This window comes from Pantoea sp. PGP6, assembly GCF_053474785.1.
Genome location: NZ_JBQBMA010000001.1, coordinates 2,200,027 through 2,218,720 on the forward strand (window position 1 = coordinate 2,200,027; position 18,694 = coordinate 2,218,720).

An 18,694-nucleotide genomic window follows, 5' to 3' on the forward strand; every position below is an offset into this window, starting at 1 on the left:
TATGCAAAGCATTCTTTCTTCCTGGTTTGTTAAGGGAATGGTCAAAGCCACCAGTGATATGTGGCTGAAGGGCTGGGATGAGCGTAACGGTGGGAACGTCAGTCTGCGTCTGCTGGAGGAGGAGGTGAAACCTTTTGCGGCCGATTTCTATCCGGAGCCGCGCTGCATTGAACTGACACAGCCGGCGCCTGCGCTGGCAAACTGCTGGTTCCTGGTGACCGGATCGGGCAAGTTCTTCCGCAACGTGCAACTCGATCCCGCCGATTGCCTGGCGCTGCTGCAGGTCGATGACAAAGGACTCTCATTCAAAATTCACTGGGGGCTGTCGAATGGCGGCCTGCCAACCTCTGAACTCGCCTCACACTTCCAGTCGCACGGCGTGCGTAAAGCGGTCAGCAACGGCGCTGATCGGGTGATCATGCATTGCCACGCCACCCATTTTATGGCGTTAAGTTATGTGGTTGAACTGGATTCGGCGCGTTTTACCCGCTTGCTGTGGGAAGGCAGCACGGAATGTCTGGTGGTATTCCCGGATGGCGTCGGCATTCTGCCGTGGATGGTGCCCGGCACTGACGGTATCGGGGCCGCCACGGCGGAGCAGATGCAGTCGCATAGCCTGGTAATGTGGCCGTTCCACGGCATCTTTGGCAGCGGGCCGACCCTGGATGAAACCTTTGGCCTGATCGATACCGCCGAAAAATCCTCTGAAGTGATCGTCAAGGTGCTGTCGATGGGTGGCATCCGCCAGAGTATCACTACCGAACAACTGGTGGCGCTGGGTGAACGCTTCGGGGTCAATCCGTGGCAGGCTGCGCTGGATGTGGGGCCTGCCAATGCTTCGTAGAGCCTTTGTGATGCAGGTGATTGCGGATTGCCACGCCGAATATCAGCGACGCCACTCGCCGATCTGGCCGGAGCTGGCAGAAACGCTGAAGGCGCACGGGGCGCACAACTATGCTATCTGGCTGGATGCGGAGCGTAATCTGCTGTTTGCCAGCGTTGAGATTGAGTCGGAAGCGCGCTGGGAGGCGGTTGCCCGCACCGAAGTATGTCAGCGCTGGTGGGCATCAATGAAAGACCTGATGCCGTCAAATCAGGACAACAGTCCGGTCAGTCAGCCGTTAAAGCCGGTTTTCTTCCTCAAATGAGGACGGCCTGAAAAGCAACAAGGGCGGCAATCGCCGCCCTGATTTTATTTACGCTTTATGCTGACAGAGTCCGGTCAGCGTCGGCCACATCGCCATCAGTGTATCAATGATGCTGTCGAGATCGTCCCGCTGCACCCCTTCACGCGCCCGCACCGACATGCCTTGCAGCATACAGCCCAGATAGCGCGCGAGCGCCGCGATATTCACTGATTCGCTCAGTTCACCACGCTGCTGGCGGGTCAGCAGAAAGTCGCTAAGCGTACTCTCCTGCGACTGATGCTGCTGCTGCAACATGCTGGCGATCTCGGCAGAAGCCGCTGACAGGGTGGTGGAGGTGCAGATAAAGAAACAGCCGCCGGGCGAATCGCGATCGGTAAAGCAGGCGGCGGTTGCACGGAAATAACCCTCGATCGCCTGATCGACCGGCAACGCATCATTGCCGAGCGCCGCGTCACGCCAGGCACTGAATTTCTCCACGTAGCGCTCCATCGCGGCCCGGAACAACCCCTCTTTATTGACAAACTCGGCGTAGAGCGTGGGCGCTTTCGCCCCGGTTGCCGCTACCAGATCGGCCAGCGAGGTCCCCTCATAACCGTGGGTCCAGAACAGGGTAAGCGCTTTATCGAGCGCAGCTTCACGGTCGAAAACTTTTGGCCGACCGCGGCACTTCTTCACATCGCAATCCTGAACCTGGCTCATATATCCTCACGGGTTGTGAAACACCCTATTAAATTACCGATCATTAATAAATTGTGCAAGGGCTGGCGCATTCTGCGCTGAAGGCGGTTGCCATTTTGTGCGACGGCGCGCGGATATCGCCCCTAAGGTTAAGTGAAAAAGGGGGCTGAAGCCCATAATCACGCCACTTCGCGAATAAAATAACGCTCATTAAATAAATATTGACGGCTGACCATAATCGGGCCTATCATTTAGTTAATGATCGTTAATTAAATAACGACACACATTTTTCCACTACCGAATATTGAGAGAGCAACCTATGAAAAGCATCAAACTGAGTCTGGCCGCACTGGCACTTTCTACCCTGACATTTGGCGCATTCGCCGCTGATCAGGTCAGCAGCGACCCAATCAACCAGCAGCCGGTTGGCACCATTTCTGTCCAGGGCGGCAGCAACCTCAATTCCCTTGAAGCGCAGCTAAATGCCAAAGCGGATGAAGCGGGTGCCAAATCATTCCGTATCACCTCAACCAGTGGTCAGAACAAATTGCACGGCACCGCCGTGATTTATCAGTAATTAACTGTTGAGAAGGGGTTCGTTATGAAAAGTATCAGTATGATGGTGGTGGCTGCGCTACTCGGCAGCCTCTCCTTTGCCAGCGTGGCGGCTCAGCAGGTCACTCAATCGCCGCTCGATCAGCAAAAAATTGGCGTGATCAGCGCGACAGGTAGCACCAACCTGACCTCGCTGGAACAGCAACTGTCAGACCGGGCCAGCGATGTCGGTGCAAAGTCTTTCCGCATCACTTCGACCTCTGGCAACAACAACCTGCATGGCACCGCAGTCATTTATAAGTAAACCGCAGTCATTTATAAATAAGATGAAACAGGCTTCAGATAACCACTTATCTGAAGCCTTTTTTCTAGCCGTTACTGCGTAATTGCGGGTAGCGGCGGAAGATATAGACACACCACAACAGCGCGACCAGACCGATCATCCCACCGACATTGCCCACATCCGCCATCTGCAGATGCAGACTGACCTGATTACCCAACAGCGCACCTGCGCCAATGCCGATATTATAAATACCCGACATCAGCGACATCGCAACGTCTGTGGCATCAGGCGCCAGTGATAGCACCCGTACCTGCATGCCCAGGCCAATCATCATCATCGCCATTCCCCAGATCACACACAGGGTGGAGATTGCAGCAGGACGGACCGCAGCAAAAATCAGCAGTCCCATGCAAAGTGTAATCAGCGCGATGGCGGCGATCAGCAGACCAGAGGGGAATTTATTACCCAGCGAACTGAACAGTACGCTGCCGATAATGCCGGCCGATCCGAACAGCAGCAGCAATAGGGTGGTGAAGTTCTCACCCGAGTGGGCCACCGCCTGCATAAAGGGTTCGATATAGCTATAAGCGGTGTAGTGCGCGGTCACCACCAGCGTCACCAGCAGATACATACTGACTAACGCCGGACGACGGAACAGCATCGGCACGCTGCTCAGTGAACCGGTATGTTCACTCGGCAGACGCGGCAGGATCCGCACCAGCATAATCATCAGCACCAGCGCCGAGAGGCCAATGGCACCAAAGGTGGTACGCCAGCCGAGATACTGACCCACCACGCGGCCAATTGGCACGCCCAGCACCATCGCAAGCGCCGTACCGGTTGCCAGCATGCTCAGCGCCTGGGTTTTCTTGCCCGCCGGGGCGACGCGGATCGCCAGCGATGCGGTGATCGACCAGAACACCGCGTGCGACAGCGCGATACCGATACGCGAGACGATCAGCGAACGGAAGTCCCACGCCACGGTTGACAGCACATGGCTGATGATAAAAATCAGGAACAGCACGCCGAGCAGCATTCGTCGCTCAATATTGCGGGTCAGCAGCATCAGCGGCAGCGAGAGCAGCGCCACCACCCAGGCATAGATGGTGAGCATAATGCCGACATCAGCGGTCTGCATCGAGAAATCAGCTGCGATATCCGATAGCAGGCCAACCGGCACAAATTCGGTGGTGTTGAAAACAAAAGCGGCAATAGCCAGCAACACCACGCGAAGCCAGGCAGTTTTACGTGAAACAGTCGTTGATTGCATGAGGAGTCAAATCAGTCAGAACAGCGAATTCGGATGTGGCAGAAACATCCAGCGAAAGTGACCTGCGTCACAAATTACTGACTATTGTAGTGAATAAACCGGGAAGAGGAACCTTATAAACCGTTTTTAATCCTGAATATTTTTTATCGCCCTGTGGCAGGGCGATAGCCTGAGGTTATTGACCGCGTCGCCGTGCCGGCATCATGCGCATCAGGGTGTTGTCTTTCAGCAGATAATGATGAAACAGCGCCGCCGCCGCGTGCAGTCCGATTAACCAGTATCCAAGCGGAGCCAGCGTCTCATGCCAGCCAATCAGCATATCCGCCAGATCAAAATTGGGTTCCGCCGCCACCGGCATGCTGATGCCAAACAGCCACCATTCACGGCCTTTCAGATAGCGTGATGTCAGACCGAGTATCGGCAGAGTAATAAACAGCGCATAGATAAGGGTGTGAGTCAGATGTGCCAGCCCGGTCTGCCAGCGTCGGGCGGCAGGAACAATCGGCGGAGAACGATGCCGGGTACGCAGCACCAGACGAGCAATCATCAACACCAGCACCGACGCGCCCGCGCTGAAATGGGTGATGATCATCGCATAACCCTGCCATGAACCGCGCTGAGCAAAACCGCGCAGTTCAATGGTGGCGTAGGCCGTCGCCACCAGTAAAAAGGTCAGCCAGTGAAGGGCGATCTGAGAGCCCGCAAACTTTTCCCGCATGGTAAAACCCGTTAAAGAGAATCAGGAGTTCTAACATAACGGAAAATGGCGGAAAATCTTAACAAATTAGCGCAGCGCGAGCCTTGCTCAATCGCGGTCAGGCTAACGTGAGGTCAGGGTATGTTTCAGGGCCACACCAGGCTGTGGATCAGCATCGGAATGGCGAGGGGATGGACAGCAGGTTTCACAGCCCATCGCGCCAGAATAATACTTTTTGGCCTGCAGGATAGCCGCATTGACGTGGTAAAAACTGCCGAGAAACAGCCGGTCAGCCGGCGCGGGCAGGAAGGGGCAGCCCGCAGCATGCACCACATGGTTATGGTTGTAACCTGATTGTTTGTTCACGTAATAGTAGAGAGCCACAGGCGGTCCTTTTTTGCTGTGTTAAGCGACAGAAGTAAGCAAATGTCACAATCAGACCGATTATAGCGGGAAAAGCACATTATGTTCCGGCTGGCCCTGAAAGTTGTCTCAACAGCGCAGATAAAATCGCCCGGCGCAGTGGCCGGGCCAGCAATTCAGAGGGAACAGGGGATCAAAGCTTTTTACACTGCAACCGCCAGGCCACCAGCAGAGCCAGCAGTAGCAGGGCGCTGATAAACAGCGTGATACCCATCCAGCCATAGTTATGCCAGAACACCCCGCCCAGCGTCCCGGCCACGCTGGACCCGACGTAATAGCTGAACAGATAGAGTGAAGAAGCCTGACCGCGCGCACGGCGGGCTCGTGGACCAATCCAGCTGCTGGCAACCGCATGGGCGGCAAAAAAACCGGCGGTGAACAGCATCATGCCGGGCAAAATCAGCCACAGCGAATTAAAGGCAGTGAACAACAGGCCAGCCAGCATAATCGCGGTAGCGCCGAGCATCACCGGCCCCCGTCCCAGCCGGCTGGTTAACGCACCCGCTTTCGGCGAACTCCATGAGCCGGTGAGGTAGACCACCGACAGCAGACCCACCACTGCCTGGCTGAGATGCCAGGGCGCATCCAGTAAACGGTAGCCGATGTAGTTAAACAACGTGACAAAGGCTCCCATCAGCAGAAAGCCTTCTGCAAACAGCCACGGCAGCCCTTCATCGCGCCAGTGCAGACGAAAATTAATCAGCAGGTTACGGGGGCGCAGAGAGGTGGCGCGGAAATGGCGCGACGCCGGCAGGATTTTCCAGAACATCACCGCTGAAGCCAGGGAAAAGCAGCCGATAACCGCAATCGCCACCCGCCATGAGAAAAAGTCGGTCAGCACCCCGCTCAGCAGGCGGCCACTCATGCCGCCGATGGAATTACCGCTGATGTACAGCCCCATTGAGAACGCCACCACCCGCGGGTCCATCTCTTCACTCAGATAGGTCATGCCGACTGCGGCGACCCCGCTCAGCGCCAGGCCCATCAATGCGCGCATGATCAGAATGCCGTGCCAGCTGGTCATGGTGGCGGAGATCAGGGTACAGAGGGCGGCCAGCATCAGCGCGGTGACCATTACAGACTTGCGTCCGACCGCATCAGACAGCGGGCCGGTCACCAGCAGGCCCAGCGCCATCAGTCCGGTGGAGATGGAGAGTGACAGGCTGCTGGTCGCGGGCGACACGCCAAACTGCTGCGACAGCACCGGCAATATTGGCTGGACACAGTAGAGCAGGGCAAAGGTGGCGAGACCGGCTGAAAACAGGGCCAGCGTGACGCGCATAAACTGCGGCGTTCCGCGGGTAATCCAGCCCGATGCAGCCAGCGATTCTGGCGATCTGCATCCTGCGTCATCCGCAACGGTTCCTGCATGAGTAGTGCGACCCACAATCTTTCCTTAGTGATAAAAAACCTGTCGTCAGCTTAGAAAAGGCTGATTATGATGTCTAATATATTAATAATCTCAAATAAGACGTTAAAGATATGAATATCGAGCTGCGCCATCTGCGCTATTTCATTGCGGTCGCCGAAGAATTGCATTTTGGCCGGGCGGCGCTGCGGCTGAATATTTCTCAGCCGCCGCTCAGTCAACAGATTATTCAGCTTGAGACTGAAACCGGTGCCCGGCTGTTTAATCGTACCAACCGCAGCGTGCAGCTCACGGCCGCCGGTCAGCAGTTACTGCAGGATGCGCGCACCATTCTGTTGCAGGTGGAACAGGCGGCTGACCGGGCGGCGCGGCTGCATCGTGGCGAAGAGGGAGAGCTGCGTATCGGCTTTACCTCCTCAGCGCCGTTTACCGCGGTGGTGTCCGATGCGCTGTACCAGTTTCGCCAGCGCTGGCCGCAGGTGCATATTCAGATGCAGGAGATCAACACCCGCCAGCAGCTGGCCCCGCTGCATGACGGGCGGCTCGATCTCGGCGTGATGCGCAACACGCCGCTGCCGGCAGATTTGCGCCACCAGCTGCTGTTGAGTGAACCGCTGTATGCGGTGGTGCACTGGGCGCATCCGCTGGCCACGGCAGACAGGATTTCGGTCAGTGCGCTGGCGGCTGAGCCGTTTGTGTTTTTCGATCCGCAGGTCGGGACCGCACTCTACAGCGACATCCTGGCGCTGCTTCACCGCTACCAGATTAAGCCCTACATCACCCAGGAAGTGGGTGAGGCGATGACCATTCTCGGTCTGGTGGCGACCGGGCTGGGCGTGTCAATTTTGCCCGCCTCATTTCGCCGGGCGCAGCTGGCTGATGTCATCTGGCTGCCGCTGGCAGAAAGTGATGCTATTTCTGAACTGTGGTTAGTCTGGTCCGCAGAGCGCGAAATAAATGAGCAGATGCGCCATATGATGACGTTACTGCAGCAAAAAAAGGCGTAACTCTGGCCGGTCCCGACGACAATGTGTGCGATAAATCACATTTCTAATCAAATATTTGACGCTGCCGCCTGATCTGCCTCACCATGACGCATGTTTATTTAGAAGCGCGAAAATAACCGGGAGCAGGGTTGTGAATCTGGACAGTCAACCTGGCCATATTGACCAAATTAAGCAAACCAATGCAGGCGTCGTTTATCGATTAATTGATCAATTCGGTCCTATTTCGCGTATCGAACTTTCCCGACGCGCCCAGCTCGCGCCAGCCAGCATCACTAAAATCGTGCGTGAAATGCTGGATGCCCATCTGGTGCAGGAGACGGAGTTTCAGGAGCCAGGCAGCCGCGGCCGTCCGGCGATTGGGCTGATCCTCGACACTGACGCCTGGCACTATCTGGCGATTCGCCTGCACCGTGGCGCCATGACCTTTACCCTGCGCGACCTTAGCAGCCGGGAACTGGTGGAGGATAGCCTGCCGCTGCCGGATGAATCGGCTCAGCCGCTGCTGACCGCACTAATCGACCAGGTTGACGCCTTCTTTATTCGTCACCAGCAGCAGCTGGAACGCCTGACCGCCATCGCCGTGACCCTGCCAGGATTGATTAATGCCGCTTCTGGCGTGGTGCACCGTTTGCCCGGATATCAGGTACGCGACATGCCGCTCGGCGATGCGCTGGCGGCCCGCACCGGGGTACCGGTATTTGTTCAGCATGATATTTCCGCCTGGACGCTGGCAGAATCGCTGTTTGGTGCCTCACGCGGCGCAGAAGATGTGATTCAGATTGTGATTGATGAAACGGTCGGGGCTGGCGTGATCAGCGGCGGGCAACTGCTGCATAAACGCGGCCGGGCGCTGGTGGAAATCGGCCATACCCAGATCGATCCCTACGGCCAGCAGTGCTATTGCGGCAACCACGGCTGCCTCGAGACGGTGGCCAGCATCGGCAGTCTGCTGGCGCTGGCCGCTCAGCGTCTGCCGACCCAGCCTGACAGCCTGCTGCACAATCAGCCGCTGACGCTGGCATCACTCTGTGCGGCGGCGCAGTCCGGCGATCGACTGGCGCGCGACACCATTGCCAGCGTTGGTCATCATGTGGGCCGCATCCTGGCGATGATGGTGAATATCTTTAATCCGCAACATATTCTTATCGGTTCACCGCTCAATGCCGCGGCAGACGTGCTGTTTCCGGCGGTCAGCAACACCATTCTGCAACAGTCGCTGCCCGCTTACAGTGCCAGTATTCAGCTGGCACCCACTGCGTTTAGCGAGCCGGGAACGCTGGGCGGCGCGGCGCTGATCAAAGATGCACTCTATAGCGGTTACCTGTTAGTGAAGCTATTGCAAGGTTAAGCCTGACTAATCTTGCGCTAACGCAATCTGTTCTCATCTTCCATTCCTTAAAATGCGGATTATTAGTAGGGTTAATCGCCGATTAGCCGTAACCGGTTTGAGAGGAGAAGTAGAGTGAAGAGACTATTTGTTACCGGCACCGACACCGCAGTCGGTAAAACCGTGGTATCGCGTGCGCTGCTACAAAGTTTTATCAAAGCAAACCTCAGCGCAGTCGGATACAAACCCGTGGCGCGCTGCGCAGTAAAAACCGCTGACGGCCTGCGCAATAAAGATGCGCAGGTGCTGCAAAGTGCCTCTTCTGTTGCGCTGCCGTATCAGGCCATCAATCCACTGCTGTTTGAGGAACAGGAGATCGCTACCCATAGCGGTCAGGTGATCCACTACGAATTACTGACGCAGGGGCTGAATAGCCTGACGGAGCAGGCAGATCGGGTGGTAGTGGAGGGCACCGGCGGCTGGCGCAGCCTGATGAATGATGCGCGTCCACTCTCTGGCTGGGTGATTGAGCAGCAGTTACCGGTAGTGCTGGTGGTGGGGATTCAGTCTGGCTGTATCAGCCATGCGTTGCTCACGGCTGAAGCTATCCGGCAGGATGGATTGCCGCTGGTTGGATGGGTTGCCAACCGCATCAATCCGGGCCTGGCGCAATACAGCGATATCATCGAAGTGCTGCGTGAAAAAATCCCGGCACCGCTGCTGGGTGAACTGCCGTACCTGCCGCGTGCCGAACAACGCGATCTGACCGCCTACATCGATATCTCACTGCTGGATCGGCCCAGCCTGCATCATGTGAGTGCAAAGATCGCCTGATCATGAAACAAAACAAGTCATCTTCCCCGGTGGTGAACGTAAAGTTGCAGGTTCGCCACCGGCCACATCAGGAAATTTTATCCCGATTTTTCAGTTACCTGGCCTGAGAGGCGAGATGACGCTGAGGTAATGGCGCAAAAAATGCATTAATCCGGCTAATCACTGTTGCCGGAGCACCGTCATGTCGCAATCACACGAGCAAAGTTTGTTATATGGGCTGGATGCCCGTATTGGTCCCGTCCCGGCGTTTTTCGCCGCCCTGCAGCATCTGCTGGCCAGCGTGGTTGGCATCATCACTCCGCCGCTGATTATCGGTTCGGTATTGGGGCTACAGGCCTATATTCCCTACCTGATCAGCATGTCACTGTTGGTCTCGGGCCTTGGCACGTTTTTACAGGCCCGGCGCTTTTTCGGCGTCGGAGCCGGGATGATCTGCCTGCAGGGAACCAGCTTCGCCTTTCTGGGGGTGCTGCTGTCAGGCGGCCTGATGGTGAAGGCGCGCGGCGGATCGCCAGAAGAGATCATGGCGATGCTGTTCGGCTGCAATCTGGTGGCAGCGCTGATCCCAATTCTGATTAGCCGCTGCGTCGGTCCGTTACGCAAAGTGCTGACCCCGGTGGTGACCGGCACGGTCATTACCCTGATTGGTATCAGCCTGATCAAAGTCAGTATCACCGACTGGGCTGGCGGTCACAACGCCCGTGATTTTGGTGCTCCCGGCAATCTGGCGCTGGGCGCGCTGACGCTGCTGGTGATCGTGGCGCTCAATCGTGCGCGTAACCGCTGGACCAGACTGGTGGCGGTCGTGGCCGGAATTGTAGTGGGCTGCATCGCGGCAGCGTTAACCGGCCATCTGCAACTGAAAGCGCCGGACCACAGCGCGGCGCTGGTGCTGCCTGCGCTGTTTAAGTTCGGCTTTGCCTTTGACTGGACCATTTTCTTGCCGATTGCGCTGGTGTCGGTGATCGCGGTGATTGAAGCGGTGGGCGATCTCACCGCCAATTGCCTGATATCACAACAGCCGATCGGCGGCACCGCGTTCCAGCAGCGTCTGCAGGGCGGCATTATGGCTGACGGCGTCAGCTGTCTGCTGGCAGCCATTTTCTCGGCATTCCCGAACACCACCTTTGCGCAAAACAATGGGGTGATCCAGATGACCGGCGTGGCCAGCCGCTATGTCGGAATGGTGCTGGGGTTGATGCTGGTGCTGCTTGGTCTGTTCCCGGCGGTCGGCTCTCTGTTACAGCAAATTCCGCCGCCGGTGCTGGGCGGGGCCACCATCGTGATGTTCGGCAGCGTAGTTGCCGCCGGCATCCGGGTGATGACGCAAACGCCTTTAGGACGCCGTGAGATGCTGATCGTCGCGGTTTCTTTCGGCGTCGGCCTGGGCGTTGAAGCGGTGCCGGAAGTGCTGAAACAGTTACCACCGCTGATCAACACCCTGTTTGGTCATGCGGTCACTACCGGCGGTTTGCTGGCCATTCTGCTGAATATGGTATTACCTGAGGAAGCGCGCGCCGTCTCTGTCGTACCGGCCAAAGCGCTGAGCGGCAGCGAAGAGCAGGCATAAAAAAAGGGCCATTACGGCCCTTTTTCACTTAGCGGTGAGAGCGATTACGGGTTCAGGCGGCGGCGGGTGCGGCCTGAGCTGAGGTAATCGGCGATGTAATCCTGTGAGATCTCACCGCTGTAGCGACCCTCTTCATCGACAATCGGCATCCAGACGGTGTTGTGCTCATACAGTTTTGACAGCACGACGCGCAGGTTCTCTTCCGCTTTGCCGGTCACCTTAAAGGTGTGCAGGCGCTCTTCACAGCGGCCGCTGGCGTTACGCGCCTCACGCCGTTTCACAAAGCCGAGCGGCTTGCCATCTTCATCCACCACGGTAATTGAGCGCATATCATTGTCATCCATGGTGCCGAAGGCTTCTTCCAGTGAGGTTGATCGCTGTACGGTGATGGTGGGCTGCTGATCGGTGACGTCACCCGCCTGCACCAGCAGCAGGCGTTTCAGCGTCCGGTCCTGACCGACAAACGATCCGACAAAGTCGTTGGCTGGTGTTGCCAGCAGCTCGTCCGGGCTGGCGCACTGCACAATTTTACCCTGACCAAACACCGCGATTCGGTCACCGAGCTTCAGTGCTTCATCGATGTCATGACTCACCAGCATCACGGTTTTCTTCAGCTGACGCTGCATATCAAGAAATTCGTTCTGGATGACTTCACGGTTGATCGGGTCGACCGCACCAAAAGGCTCATCCATCAGCAGCACCGGAGGATCAGCCGCCAGCGCGCGGATCACCCCAATACGCTGCTGCTGGCCACCCGACATTTCACGCGGGTAGCGATGCAGGAACTTGCTCGGATCCAGCGCCACCATGCTCATCAACTCGGTGGCGCGCTCCCGGCAGCGTTTCTTATCCCAGCCCAGCATGCGCGGCACCACGGTAATGTTCTCTTCGATGGTCATGTTGGGAAACAGGCCAATCTGCTGGATCACATAGCCGATGTTACGGCGCAGCGTGGTGGTGTCCTGAGTGCTGGTATCTTCGCCATTGATCAGGATGCGGCCGCTGGTGGCGGGGATCAGGCGGTTAATCATCTTCAGAGTCGTGGTTTTGCCGCAGCCCGATGGCCCCAGGAGCACGCACATCTCACCGGCTGGCACTTCCAGGCTAACGTTATCCACCGCTTTCATGGTGGTGCCGTTTTTCTGGGTAAAGGTTTTCGTCAGGTTTTCCAGTGTAATCATTATCGAATTCCCTTAGGAGTCAGCGCCTGCTGCAAACGGTGCAGCAGCCAGTCAAGAACAATCGCCAGCAGGCAAATCATTAACGCCCCGGCTATCAACATACGAATATCACTGCCGCTGATGCCGTCGAGCAACAGCTGACCCAGGCCACCGGCACCAATCACCGCGGCAATCGCCATGACGCCGACGTTCATCACTACCGCGGTGCGGATACCGCCGAAAATCACCGGCAGGGCCATCGGAATTTCCACCCAGCGTAATCGCTGCCAGAAGGTCATGCCGATGCCGCGACCGGCTTCGCGCAGGCCGTCGGGCAGGTTCTCCAGCGCGGTATGGGTATTACGCACAATCGGCAGCAGCGAGTAGAGAAACACCGCGGTAATCGCCGGCAGGGCGCCAATGCCCTGACCGATGATTGAAAACAGCGGGATCATCAGGCCAAATAGCGCGATGGTCGGAATGGTCAGCACCACGGTGGCGATACCGAGGATCGGCGTCGCCAGCCAGCGGACCCGGACAATCAGAATGCCAAGCGGCACGCCAATCACAATCGCCAGCCCAACCGCGACCAGCACCAGCCAGGTGTGCTGCCAGCTAAGCGTCAGCAGGCTGTTCCAGTTATCCATGATGTAGTGAAGGGTATCCACAGTGCCTCCTTACAGCATGTTTTTGGATTTAAGGAAATCACGCGCCACCTGTTCCGGTGACTGGTGATCGATATCGACCCGCTTATTCATTTCGGTGATCGACTCATCGGTAATCAGCTGTGAAAGCTCATTCAGCGCCGCTTCCAGTCCCGGATGGCTCTCCAGCACATCTTTGCGCACCACCGGCGTGACGTTATAGCTCGGGAAGAAGTGCTTATCATCCTCCAGCACTTTCAGGTCGAACCCTTTCACCCGGCCGTCGGTGGTATAGATCAGACCGGCATCGACGAAGCCATCACGAATAGCGTTATAGACCAGTCCGGGGTCCATCTGACGGATCTGCGGTCGATCCAGCGCCATGTTGTAGGTCTTCTGCAACGGCTTCATGCCGTCTGAGCGGCCGGAGAATTCCAGATCCAGCCCCAGTCGCCAGTTGTGTTCCGGGTCCTGTTTACGCACCTGCTCCAGCTTCGTCACCAGCTGCGACAGGGTGGTGATCCCCTCTTTTTCCGCCCGCTGCCGGGTCATGGCAAAGGCGTAGGTATTGTTCATCGGAGCCGGGTTCAGCCATACCAGCCCCAGCTTCGCATCAAGTTTCTTCACCGTTTCATACGCCTGCTCAGAAGACATCGGCTGGCTGATATGGTTAAAGATGATCAACGACGTACCGGTATATTCCCAGGTCATGTCGATCTGCTTGTTCAGCAGCGCATTACGGCCGATGGTGGTGGCGATATTGCGCTTCGGGATCACCTCAAAGCCCTTTTTCTCTAACCACATCACCGTCATTGCCGACAGGATATGCTGCTCGGTAAAGCTCTTGGTCGCCATCACCAGCGGGGCGGCGGCCTGTACAGTCTGGCTCAGGGCCAGCGTCGCCATCACGGCAAGTGCACTCTGTTTAATCCAGCGCGTTAGCATCGCAAAGTTCCTTATCGTTATGCCGCAGCGTGCGGACTGAGAAAGCGGCCCAGTGCGGCCAGCAGCATATCCAGCACCAGTGCCACCAGTGCCGTTGCCACCGCGCCGAGAATCAGCGTCGGGAAGTCATTGAGGTAGATACCGGGAAAGATCAGCTCGCCGAAGCTGCTGGCACCAATCAGAAACGCCAGCGGCGCGGTGCCGACATTGATGGCAGTGGCGATGCGCACGCCGGTCAGGATAACCGGCAGTGCATTCGGGATTTCGACCTGGCGCAGACGCTGCATTTTGGTCATGCCGATGCCGTTGGCGGCTTCGATCAGCGAGGCGGGCACTGCGCTCAGACCGGAGAAGGTGTTACGCACGATAGGCAGCAGAGAAGCGAGAAACAGCGCGATCAGCGCCGGACGGTCGCCGATGCCGATAATCACCATCGCTAATGCCAGCACCGCCAGCGGTGGCAGGGTATTGCCGACGTTAAAAATCTGCATCACATATTCAGCCCAGCGACGGGCAAAAGGGCGGCTGAGGATGATGCCGCTGGGAATACCGACCAGCAGGGCGAACAGCATCGACCAGAAGACTAAAAACAGATGTTGTTGTCCGAGATAGAGCAGATCGACCTTTCTGGCGACCAGCTGGTCCCAGCCGAGGCCCCAGATTAGCGCGCCGATCACCGCAGCCACCGCCAGCAGTGCCAGACCGGCACGGCGGACCAGTGAAGCATTTTGCATAAGGGAGTCTCCCTGATAACGATCTCAATTGTTATAACAACCAATAACAGCCCGACAGAAGCAGCAAAAACGGCCACGGCTCCCAATACCGAAACTGCGATAAAATGTAGATAAAATGACTGTTTATCTACGCTTTTTCAGTGAATACTGAGAAAGAAGCCTTATTGCTATAGCAGCCTGAAGCGAAGCGCGCTAGCTTTTTAGCCTTAAATCAGGGGATTAAAAACTGGTTAAAATAGTGTTAAAGCCGCGTGGTGATTGGGCTGATGCATCAATGAAAAATTTTCATCGACTTTGGGTGACAACGTCACAGAAGCGACCAATGATGCGCACTGACGGGAAACTGCACTGGCGGATTTTCAGCTACGCTTGCAGCTAAAAAAGGAACCCTATGACTGAAAGCGCACAACTCCAGACCGGACACCGACACTGGATTTTAATTGCCTGTATGCTGGCGATGTTTATGGCGGCAATTGAAGTCACCATCGTTGCCACCGCTATGCCCACCATCATTGCCGAACTGGGCGGTTTTTCGCAGTTTGGCTGGGTATTTTCCATCTATCTGCTGACCCAGGCGGTCAGCGTGCCGCTCTATGGACGTCTGGCGGATCTGTACGGCCGTAAGATGATGTTTTTTATCGGCACCGCGATTTTTCTTATTGGCTCAGTGCTGTGCGGTTTCGCCCACAGCATGACCTGGCTGATCCTGTTCCGCGCCTTTCAGGGATTGGGGGCCGGTGCCATCATGCCGCTCAGCTCGACTATCGTGGCGGACATCTACTCACCGCGCGAGCGCGCCAGCGTACAGGGCTGGCTCTCCAGCGTCTGGGGCGTTGCGGCCATCGTCGGTCCGCTGACCGGTGCCTGGCTGGTGCAGCACTTTAGCTGGTCGGTAATTTTCTGGGTCAATCTGCCAATAGGGCTGATCAGCATGCTGATGCTGGCGCGCTGGTTGCCGGCTCATCAGCAGGAACAGCAGCGACAGTCGCTGAACCTGGCCGGCAGTGGCTGGCTGATGCTGTGCGTCAGCGCATTGCTGGTTGCGCTGCTGCAGGCAGAACAGCTCGGCTTATGGCTAATCCCGTTCCTGCTGTTTTCGCTGTTTGCCGGCTGGATGCTGAAACGTCATGAGCAGCGGGCCGACGCGCCGTTGTTTCCGCTGATTATCTGGCGCAGCCGACTGATTATTGCCGGTAACGCCGGCAACCTGATTATCGGGGCCGCCATGATGGGGATCAGCGCTTTCCTGCCGACCTGGATTCAGGGCATTGGTGGCGGCTCGCCGCTGCAGGCGGGCAGCGCCCTGGCAATGATGTCGATTGGCTGGCCGCTGGCCAGTACCCTGAGCGGAAGGCTGATGCTGCGCACCTCTTATCGCTTTACCGCCCAGTCAGGGGCGCTGTTGCTGATTAGCGGCAGTGCCTTATTGCTGCTGTTGCGGCCCGACAGTTCGCTGTATCAGGCTGGTTTTACCGCCTTTGTCATCGGGACCGGAATGGGAATGACCAGCACCACGTTTCTGGTTTCGGTGCAGAATCAGGCGGATTACGAAATTCGCGGCATCTGTACCGCCTCGATCATGTTCAGCCGGATGATCGGCTCAGCGATTGGCACCGCCATCATGGGCGCCGTACTGAACCTTAATTTACACTGGCGGTTGCCGCAGGCGCAGGACCCGGTGCAGCAGATTATGGCCGATGAGAGTCGCCGTCAGCTGACGCCGGAGACGCTACAGCAGATGGTGCAGGCGATTGCTGCTTCACTGCATTGGGTATTTGTGGTGGCACTGGTGATTGCGCTGTTTGCGCTGGGAGTGGCATGGATGATGCCGCGTCAACGGCCGGAGCATGCGGAGTAGCGAGCAGGGCGACAGGACGTCGCCCTGCTGTTATTTACTGTGCGGGCGCGTCTTGTGAACTGCCGGCACTGTCTGGCACGCTGGTGTCATCGTCACGCCCCGTGCGCTTGTAAACAATCTTTTGTGTGTCGTTCTCACAATGTCCCACCACCTGACCGCCGGCCTGATCAACCTGATCGTTAGCGACGATGTCGAGACTAAAACCCGATTCGGGCACACCGTTCTGAATAATTTTCTGGCTGATCTCGGTTTTGACCGATTCACAGGATGCCTGTGCCAGCACGGGCAGCGCGAACAACGTCGCCGTTAACAAAACCCTCTGTAGCTTCATCACGTATTCCTTATGTTAGTCGTCCGTCATTACTATAGCTGAAAATCAGGGCGTAACAGGCCGGCCGGAGCGGCGATCCAGACAACGCAGGGTATTCGGCTCCCAGTAAGCATTAAGGTTCAGGCTCTGCTCACACTTGTCGCGGGTATCAAACGCGCGGTCGGTCTTATCAAACTCTTTCTCAACGCGGCTGTTCACCTTATTACGCAGCATCCGCGTGTCATTCCACTGCTCTTTATCCTGACGCGCTGCTTCGTTACTGGCGGCGCTGCTGCCATCTTCAATAATCAGGCGATTAGTGGTAGCACTGGCATTAAAGGCTGCCGCTGACAGCAGGCTGACCAGCAGGACCGGGATCAATTTTTTCATTGCGCTTTCCTTCAGTTAACGCAGACATCGCCAATGGTAACGGCTGTTGCCGCGGGTAGGCTTAGTATATCATCGCCGTTTCTTTGCTCACCAGTGGTGAGTCGTTTGTTTACGTTTGTGAGAGAAAAGGATGCTGATTAAAACCGCCTTGCTGTTTTTTATCACCGCGCTGGCGGAAATTATCGGCTGCTTTTTGCCGTGGCTGTGGCTGAAAAAAGGCGGCTCCGTCTGGCTACTGTTGCCGGCAGCTGCCAGCCTGGCGCTGTTTGTCTGGCTGCTGACGCTGCATCCTGCCGCCAGCGGACGGGTGTATGCCGCTTATGGCGGAGTCTATGTGCTGACCGCACTGCTGTGGTTGCGGGTGGTCGACGGCGTGAAGCTCAGCGCCTGGGACTGGAGCGGGGCGATTGTCGCCTTTAGCGGCATGTTAATCATCGTGCTGGGCTGGGGACGGGGCTAGAGCCAGCCGAAAAGGCTGGCTCTGAGGCTTACGGCTTGTGCACCTTCAGACCGGCCACTGTCTGGCTGACAGGCATCATCTCAAGCGTGTTGATGTTGACATGCTTAGGCAGCGTGGCGACCCAGTAGACCGCTTCAGTCACATCGTCCGGGGTTAGTGCGGTGGCGCCTTCATACACCTGACCCGCTTTATCATCGTCGCCTTTGAAACGGACGTTGGAGAACTCGGTACCGCCCACCAGGCCTGGTTCGATGTCGGTAACGCGCAGCGCGGTGCCGTGCAGATCGGTTCGCAGATTAAGGCTGAACTGACGGACAAAGGCTTTGGTCGCGCCATAGACGTTGCCGCCCGCATAGGGCCAGCTGCCGGCGATCGACCCGATATTTATCACGTGCCCGACGTTACGCTCCACCATCTGCGGCAGCAGGGCGCGCGTCATATAGACCAGACCCTTGGTGTTGGTGTCGATCATATTCTCCCAGTCTTCAACGTTGGCGCGGTGGGCTGGCTCAATCCCCAGCGCCAGACCGGCGTTATTGACCAGCACATCGATTTCGCGCCACTCCGCCGGCAACTGATTTACCGCCTCTTCAATGGCTGCCCGGTTACGCACATCAAGCTGCACGGTATACAGGTTATCGCCCAGCTCATCTTTCAGCGCTTTCAGGCGCTCGGCCCGGCGTCCGCTGGCGATCACTTTATGGCCGGTTGCGATAAAGCGACGGGTGATGCTTTCACCAAAACCGGCGGTCGCGCCGGTGACAAAAATAATCATCTCACTGTTCCTTATGCCATTTTCACAATCGATGGCTTCACCATAGCATTTCATTTCCGCTTGCGCCCGCCGAAAAAGCGATTGGGCTGTAAGGGGATTTTACCGCCCCGGCGGCTGCGCTGTTTTGGGGCGTGATGCACGCTAACGGGGCAGCGTAGCTGCGGATTCAGCCGGTAAAAATTATCCAATTTCAAAGCAGCGCCACAAGCAACCGATTGCTAACGGCAGGCAAACGGTTGCGGAGCAACGCTGCCTGC

Annotated in this window: 22 protein-coding genes; 10 read left to right on the forward strand and 12 right to left on the reverse strand. The window is 57.0% G+C overall.

Annotated elements, in window-relative coordinates:
• The first annotated feature begins 1 nt into the window (after position 1).
• Both rhaD and rhaM read left to right on the forward strand, forming a co-directional pair.
• Complete coding sequence (rhaD, locus tag ACLIBF_RS10610) at positions 2-844, forward strand: rhamnulose-1-phosphate aldolase (protein WP_031376747.1); 843 nt, start codon at positions 2-4, stop codon at positions 842-844.
• Complete coding sequence (gene rhaM / locus ACLIBF_RS10615; protein WP_448309732.1) at positions 834-1,148, forward strand: L-rhamnose mutarotase; 315 nt, start codon at positions 834-836, stop codon at positions 1,146-1,148. Before rhaD ends, rhaM begins: the two co-directional genes overlap by 11 nt.
• Before the next feature lie 48 nt (positions 1,149-1,196).
• On the opposite strand, the gene ACLIBF_RS10620 is transcribed toward rhaM, so the two are convergent.
• On the reverse strand, positions 1,197-1,847 hold the full coding sequence (locus ACLIBF_RS10620; protein ID WP_069728344.1) for a TetR/AcrR family transcriptional regulator: 651 nt from the start codon (positions 1,845-1,847) through the stop codon (positions 1,197-1,199).
• A gap of 298 nt (positions 1,848-2,145) precedes the next feature.
• On the opposite strand from ACLIBF_RS10620, the gene bhsA (ACLIBF_RS10625) reads away from it, so the two are divergent.
• Both bhsA (ACLIBF_RS10625) and bhsA (ACLIBF_RS10630) read left to right on the forward strand, forming a co-directional pair.
• Positions 2,146-2,403, forward strand: a complete 258-nt coding sequence (gene bhsA, locus ACLIBF_RS10625; RefSeq protein WP_031376744.1) for a multiple stress resistance protein BhsA — start codon at positions 2,146-2,148, stop codon at positions 2,401-2,403.
• Positions 2,404-2,427: 24 nt separating this feature from the next.
• Entirely contained in the window at positions 2,428-2,685 is a 258-nt protein-coding gene (gene bhsA / locus ACLIBF_RS10630; RefSeq protein ID WP_031376743.1) for a multiple stress resistance protein BhsA, read from the forward strand.
• 64 nt (positions 2,686-2,749) lie between these two features.
• Here the strand turns inward: bhsA (ACLIBF_RS10630) and ACLIBF_RS10635 are convergent, their stop codons facing one another.
• The 4 genes from ACLIBF_RS10635 to ACLIBF_RS10650 all read right to left on the reverse strand — a co-directional run bounded on the left by ACLIBF_RS10635 (position 2,750) and on the right by ACLIBF_RS10650 (position 6,378).
• The gene (locus ACLIBF_RS10635; RefSeq protein ID WP_031376742.1) at positions 2,750-3,934 is read right to left on the reverse strand and encodes a sugar transporter; all 1,185 of its coding nucleotides are present in this window, start codon (positions 3,932-3,934) and stop codon (positions 2,750-2,752) included.
• A gap of 175 nt (positions 3,935-4,109) precedes the next feature.
• Positions 4,110-4,652, reverse strand: coding sequence for a cytochrome b561 (gene cybB / locus ACLIBF_RS10640; protein WP_279809837.1), 543 nt, complete (start codon positions 4,650-4,652; stop codon positions 4,110-4,112).
• 102 nt (positions 4,653-4,754) lie between these two features.
• Positions 4,755-5,015 (reverse strand): hypothetical protein, encoded by a 261-nt coding sequence (locus tag ACLIBF_RS10645; RefSeq protein ID WP_069728341.1) that lies wholly within the window; start codon positions 5,013-5,015, stop codon positions 4,755-4,757.
• A gap of 172 nt (positions 5,016-5,187) precedes the next feature.
• Positions 5,188-6,378, reverse strand: a complete 1,191-nt coding sequence (locus ACLIBF_RS10650) for an MFS transporter (RefSeq protein WP_181955990.1) — start codon at positions 6,376-6,378, stop codon at positions 5,188-5,190.
• Positions 6,379-6,536: 158 nt separating this feature from the next.
• Between ACLIBF_RS10650 and ACLIBF_RS10655 the strand changes: the two genes are divergently transcribed.
• From ACLIBF_RS10655 to ACLIBF_RS10670, 4 genes are all read left to right on the forward strand, one after another.
• The gene (locus ACLIBF_RS10655; protein ID WP_159222958.1) at positions 6,537-7,430 is read left to right on the forward strand and encodes a LysR family transcriptional regulator; all 894 of its coding nucleotides are present in this window, start codon (positions 6,537-6,539) and stop codon (positions 7,428-7,430) included.
• Positions 7,431-7,560: 130 nt separating this feature from the next.
• On the forward strand, positions 7,561-8,778 hold the full coding sequence (mlc, locus tag ACLIBF_RS10660) for a sugar metabolism global transcriptional regulator Mlc (RefSeq protein WP_069728338.1): 1,218 nt from the start codon (positions 7,561-7,563) through the stop codon (positions 8,776-8,778).
• A gap of 114 nt (positions 8,779-8,892) precedes the next feature.
• Positions 8,893-9,591: a dethiobiotin synthase gene (gene bioD / locus ACLIBF_RS10665; RefSeq protein WP_031376736.1), complete on the forward strand. Its 699-nt coding sequence runs from the start codon at positions 8,893-8,895 to the stop codon at positions 9,589-9,591.
• 181 nt (positions 9,592-9,772) lie between these two features.
• Entirely contained in the window at positions 9,773-11,161 is a 1,389-nt protein-coding gene (locus ACLIBF_RS10670; protein ID WP_279809838.1) for a nucleobase:cation symporter-2 family protein, read from the forward strand.
• A gap of 44 nt (positions 11,162-11,205) precedes the next feature.
• Here the strand turns inward: ACLIBF_RS10670 and osmV are convergent, their stop codons facing one another.
• Genes osmV through ACLIBF_RS10690 form a run of 4 tightly spaced genes read right to left on the reverse strand, consistent with a single transcriptional unit; the run spans position 11,206 to position 14,644 of the window.
• Entirely contained in the window at positions 11,206-12,342 is a 1,137-nt protein-coding gene (gene osmV, locus ACLIBF_RS10675; protein WP_069728336.1) for an osmoprotectant ABC transporter ATP-binding protein OsmV, read from the reverse strand.
• Complete coding sequence (osmW, locus tag ACLIBF_RS10680; protein WP_069728335.1) at positions 12,342-12,989, reverse strand: osmoprotectant ABC transporter permease OsmW; 648 nt, start codon at positions 12,987-12,989, stop codon at positions 12,342-12,344. The genes osmV and osmW overlap by 1 nt, the downstream gene beginning before the upstream one ends.
• 9 nt (positions 12,990-12,998) lie before the next feature.
• Positions 12,999-13,910 (reverse strand): glycine betaine ABC transporter substrate-binding protein, encoded by a 912-nt coding sequence (locus ACLIBF_RS10685; RefSeq protein ID WP_448309736.1) that lies wholly within the window; start codon positions 13,908-13,910, stop codon positions 12,999-13,001.
• A gap of 17 nt (positions 13,911-13,927) precedes the next feature.
• Complete coding sequence (locus ACLIBF_RS10690) at positions 13,928-14,644, reverse strand: ABC transporter permease (protein WP_031376732.1); 717 nt, start codon at positions 14,642-14,644, stop codon at positions 13,928-13,930.
• A 391-nt stretch (positions 14,645-15,035) separates the two neighbouring features.
• Here ACLIBF_RS10690 and ACLIBF_RS10695 point away from each other — a divergent pair, with 391 nt between their 5' ends.
• The gene (locus ACLIBF_RS10695; RefSeq protein ID WP_069728333.1) at positions 15,036-16,502 is read left to right on the forward strand and encodes an MDR family MFS transporter; all 1,467 of its coding nucleotides are present in this window, start codon (positions 15,036-15,038) and stop codon (positions 16,500-16,502) included.
• A gap of 34 nt (positions 16,503-16,536) precedes the next feature.
• Here ACLIBF_RS10695 and ACLIBF_RS10700 read toward each other — a convergent pair whose 3' ends face one another.
• Together ACLIBF_RS10700 and ACLIBF_RS10705 are read right to left on the reverse strand one after the other, a co-directional pair.
• A complete protein-coding gene (locus ACLIBF_RS10700) occupies positions 16,537-16,833 on the reverse strand; it encodes a DUF1161 domain-containing protein (RefSeq protein WP_279809839.1) in 297 nt (98 codons plus the stop codon).
• A 45-nt stretch (positions 16,834-16,878) separates the two neighbouring features.
• On the reverse strand, positions 16,879-17,202 hold the full coding sequence (locus ACLIBF_RS10705) for a DUF1283 family protein (RefSeq protein ID WP_031376730.1): 324 nt from the start codon (positions 17,200-17,202) through the stop codon (positions 16,879-16,881).
• Positions 17,203-17,335: 133 nt separating this feature from the next.
• On the opposite strand from ACLIBF_RS10705, the gene ACLIBF_RS10710 reads away from it, so the two are divergent.
• A complete protein-coding gene (locus tag ACLIBF_RS10710) occupies positions 17,336-17,662 on the forward strand; it encodes a YnfA family protein (RefSeq protein ID WP_031376729.1) in 327 nt (108 codons plus the stop codon).
• Positions 17,663-17,690: 28 nt separating this feature from the next.
• Here the strand turns inward: ACLIBF_RS10710 and ydfG are convergent, their stop codons facing one another.
• Positions 17,691-18,437 (reverse strand): bifunctional NADP-dependent 3-hydroxy acid dehydrogenase/3-hydroxypropionate dehydrogenase YdfG, encoded by a 747-nt coding sequence (gene ydfG / locus ACLIBF_RS10715; RefSeq protein ID WP_031376728.1) that lies wholly within the window; start codon positions 18,435-18,437, stop codon positions 17,691-17,693.
• Positions 18,438-18,694: the final 257 nt, after the last annotated feature.

Coding starts and splice junctions, on each gene's coding strand:
- ACLIBF_RS10635 (WP_031376742.1), bottom strand. CDS start 3,934: ATGCAATCAACGACTGTTTCACGTAAAACTGCCTGGCTTCGCGTGGTG.
- ACLIBF_RS10690 (WP_031376732.1), bottom strand. CDS start 14,644: ATGCAAAATGCTTCACTGGTCCGCCGTGCCGGTCTGGCACTGCTGGCG.
- ACLIBF_RS10700 (WP_279809839.1), bottom strand. CDS start 16,833: ATGAAGCTACAGAGGGTTTTGTTAACGGCGACGTTGTTCGCGCTGCCC.
- cybB (WP_279809837.1), bottom strand. CDS start 4,652: ATGCGGGAAAAGTTTGCGGGCTCTCAGATCGCCCTTCACTGGCTGACC.
- rhaM (WP_448309732.1), top strand. CDS start 834: ATGCTTCGTAGAGCCTTTGTGATGCAGGTGATTGCGGATTGCCACGCC.
- bhsA (WP_031376744.1), top strand. CDS start 2,146: ATGAAAAGCATCAAACTGAGTCTGGCCGCACTGGCACTTTCTACCCTG.
- ydfG (WP_031376728.1), bottom strand. CDS start 18,437: ATGATTATTTTTGTCACCGGCGCGACCGCCGGTTTTGGTGAAAGCATC.
- ACLIBF_RS10705 (WP_031376730.1), bottom strand. CDS start 17,202: ATGAAAAAATTGATCCCGGTCCTGCTGGTCAGCCTGCTGTCAGCGGCA.
- ACLIBF_RS10695 (WP_069728333.1), top strand. CDS start 15,036: ATGACTGAAAGCGCACAACTCCAGACCGGACACCGACACTGGATTTTA.
- ACLIBF_RS10670 (WP_279809838.1), top strand. CDS start 9,773: ATGTCGCAATCACACGAGCAAAGTTTGTTATATGGGCTGGATGCCCGT.
- bhsA (WP_031376743.1), top strand. CDS start 2,428: ATGAAAAGTATCAGTATGATGGTGGTGGCTGCGCTACTCGGCAGCCTC.
- osmV (WP_069728336.1), bottom strand. CDS start 12,342: ATGATTACACTGGAAAACCTGACGAAAACCTTTACCCAGAAAAACGGC.
- ACLIBF_RS10685 (WP_448309736.1), bottom strand. CDS start 13,910: ATGCTAACGCGCTGGATTAAACAGAGTGCACTTGCCGTGATGGCGACG.
- rhaD (WP_031376747.1), top strand. CDS start 2: ATGCAAAGCATTCTTTCTTCCTGGTTTGTTAAGGGAATGGTCAAAGCC.
- ACLIBF_RS10655 (WP_159222958.1), top strand. CDS start 6,537: ATGAATATCGAGCTGCGCCATCTGCGCTATTTCATTGCGGTCGCCGAA.
- ACLIBF_RS10620 (WP_069728344.1), bottom strand. CDS start 1,847: ATGAGCCAGGTTCAGGATTGCGATGTGAAGAAGTGCCGCGGTCGGCCA.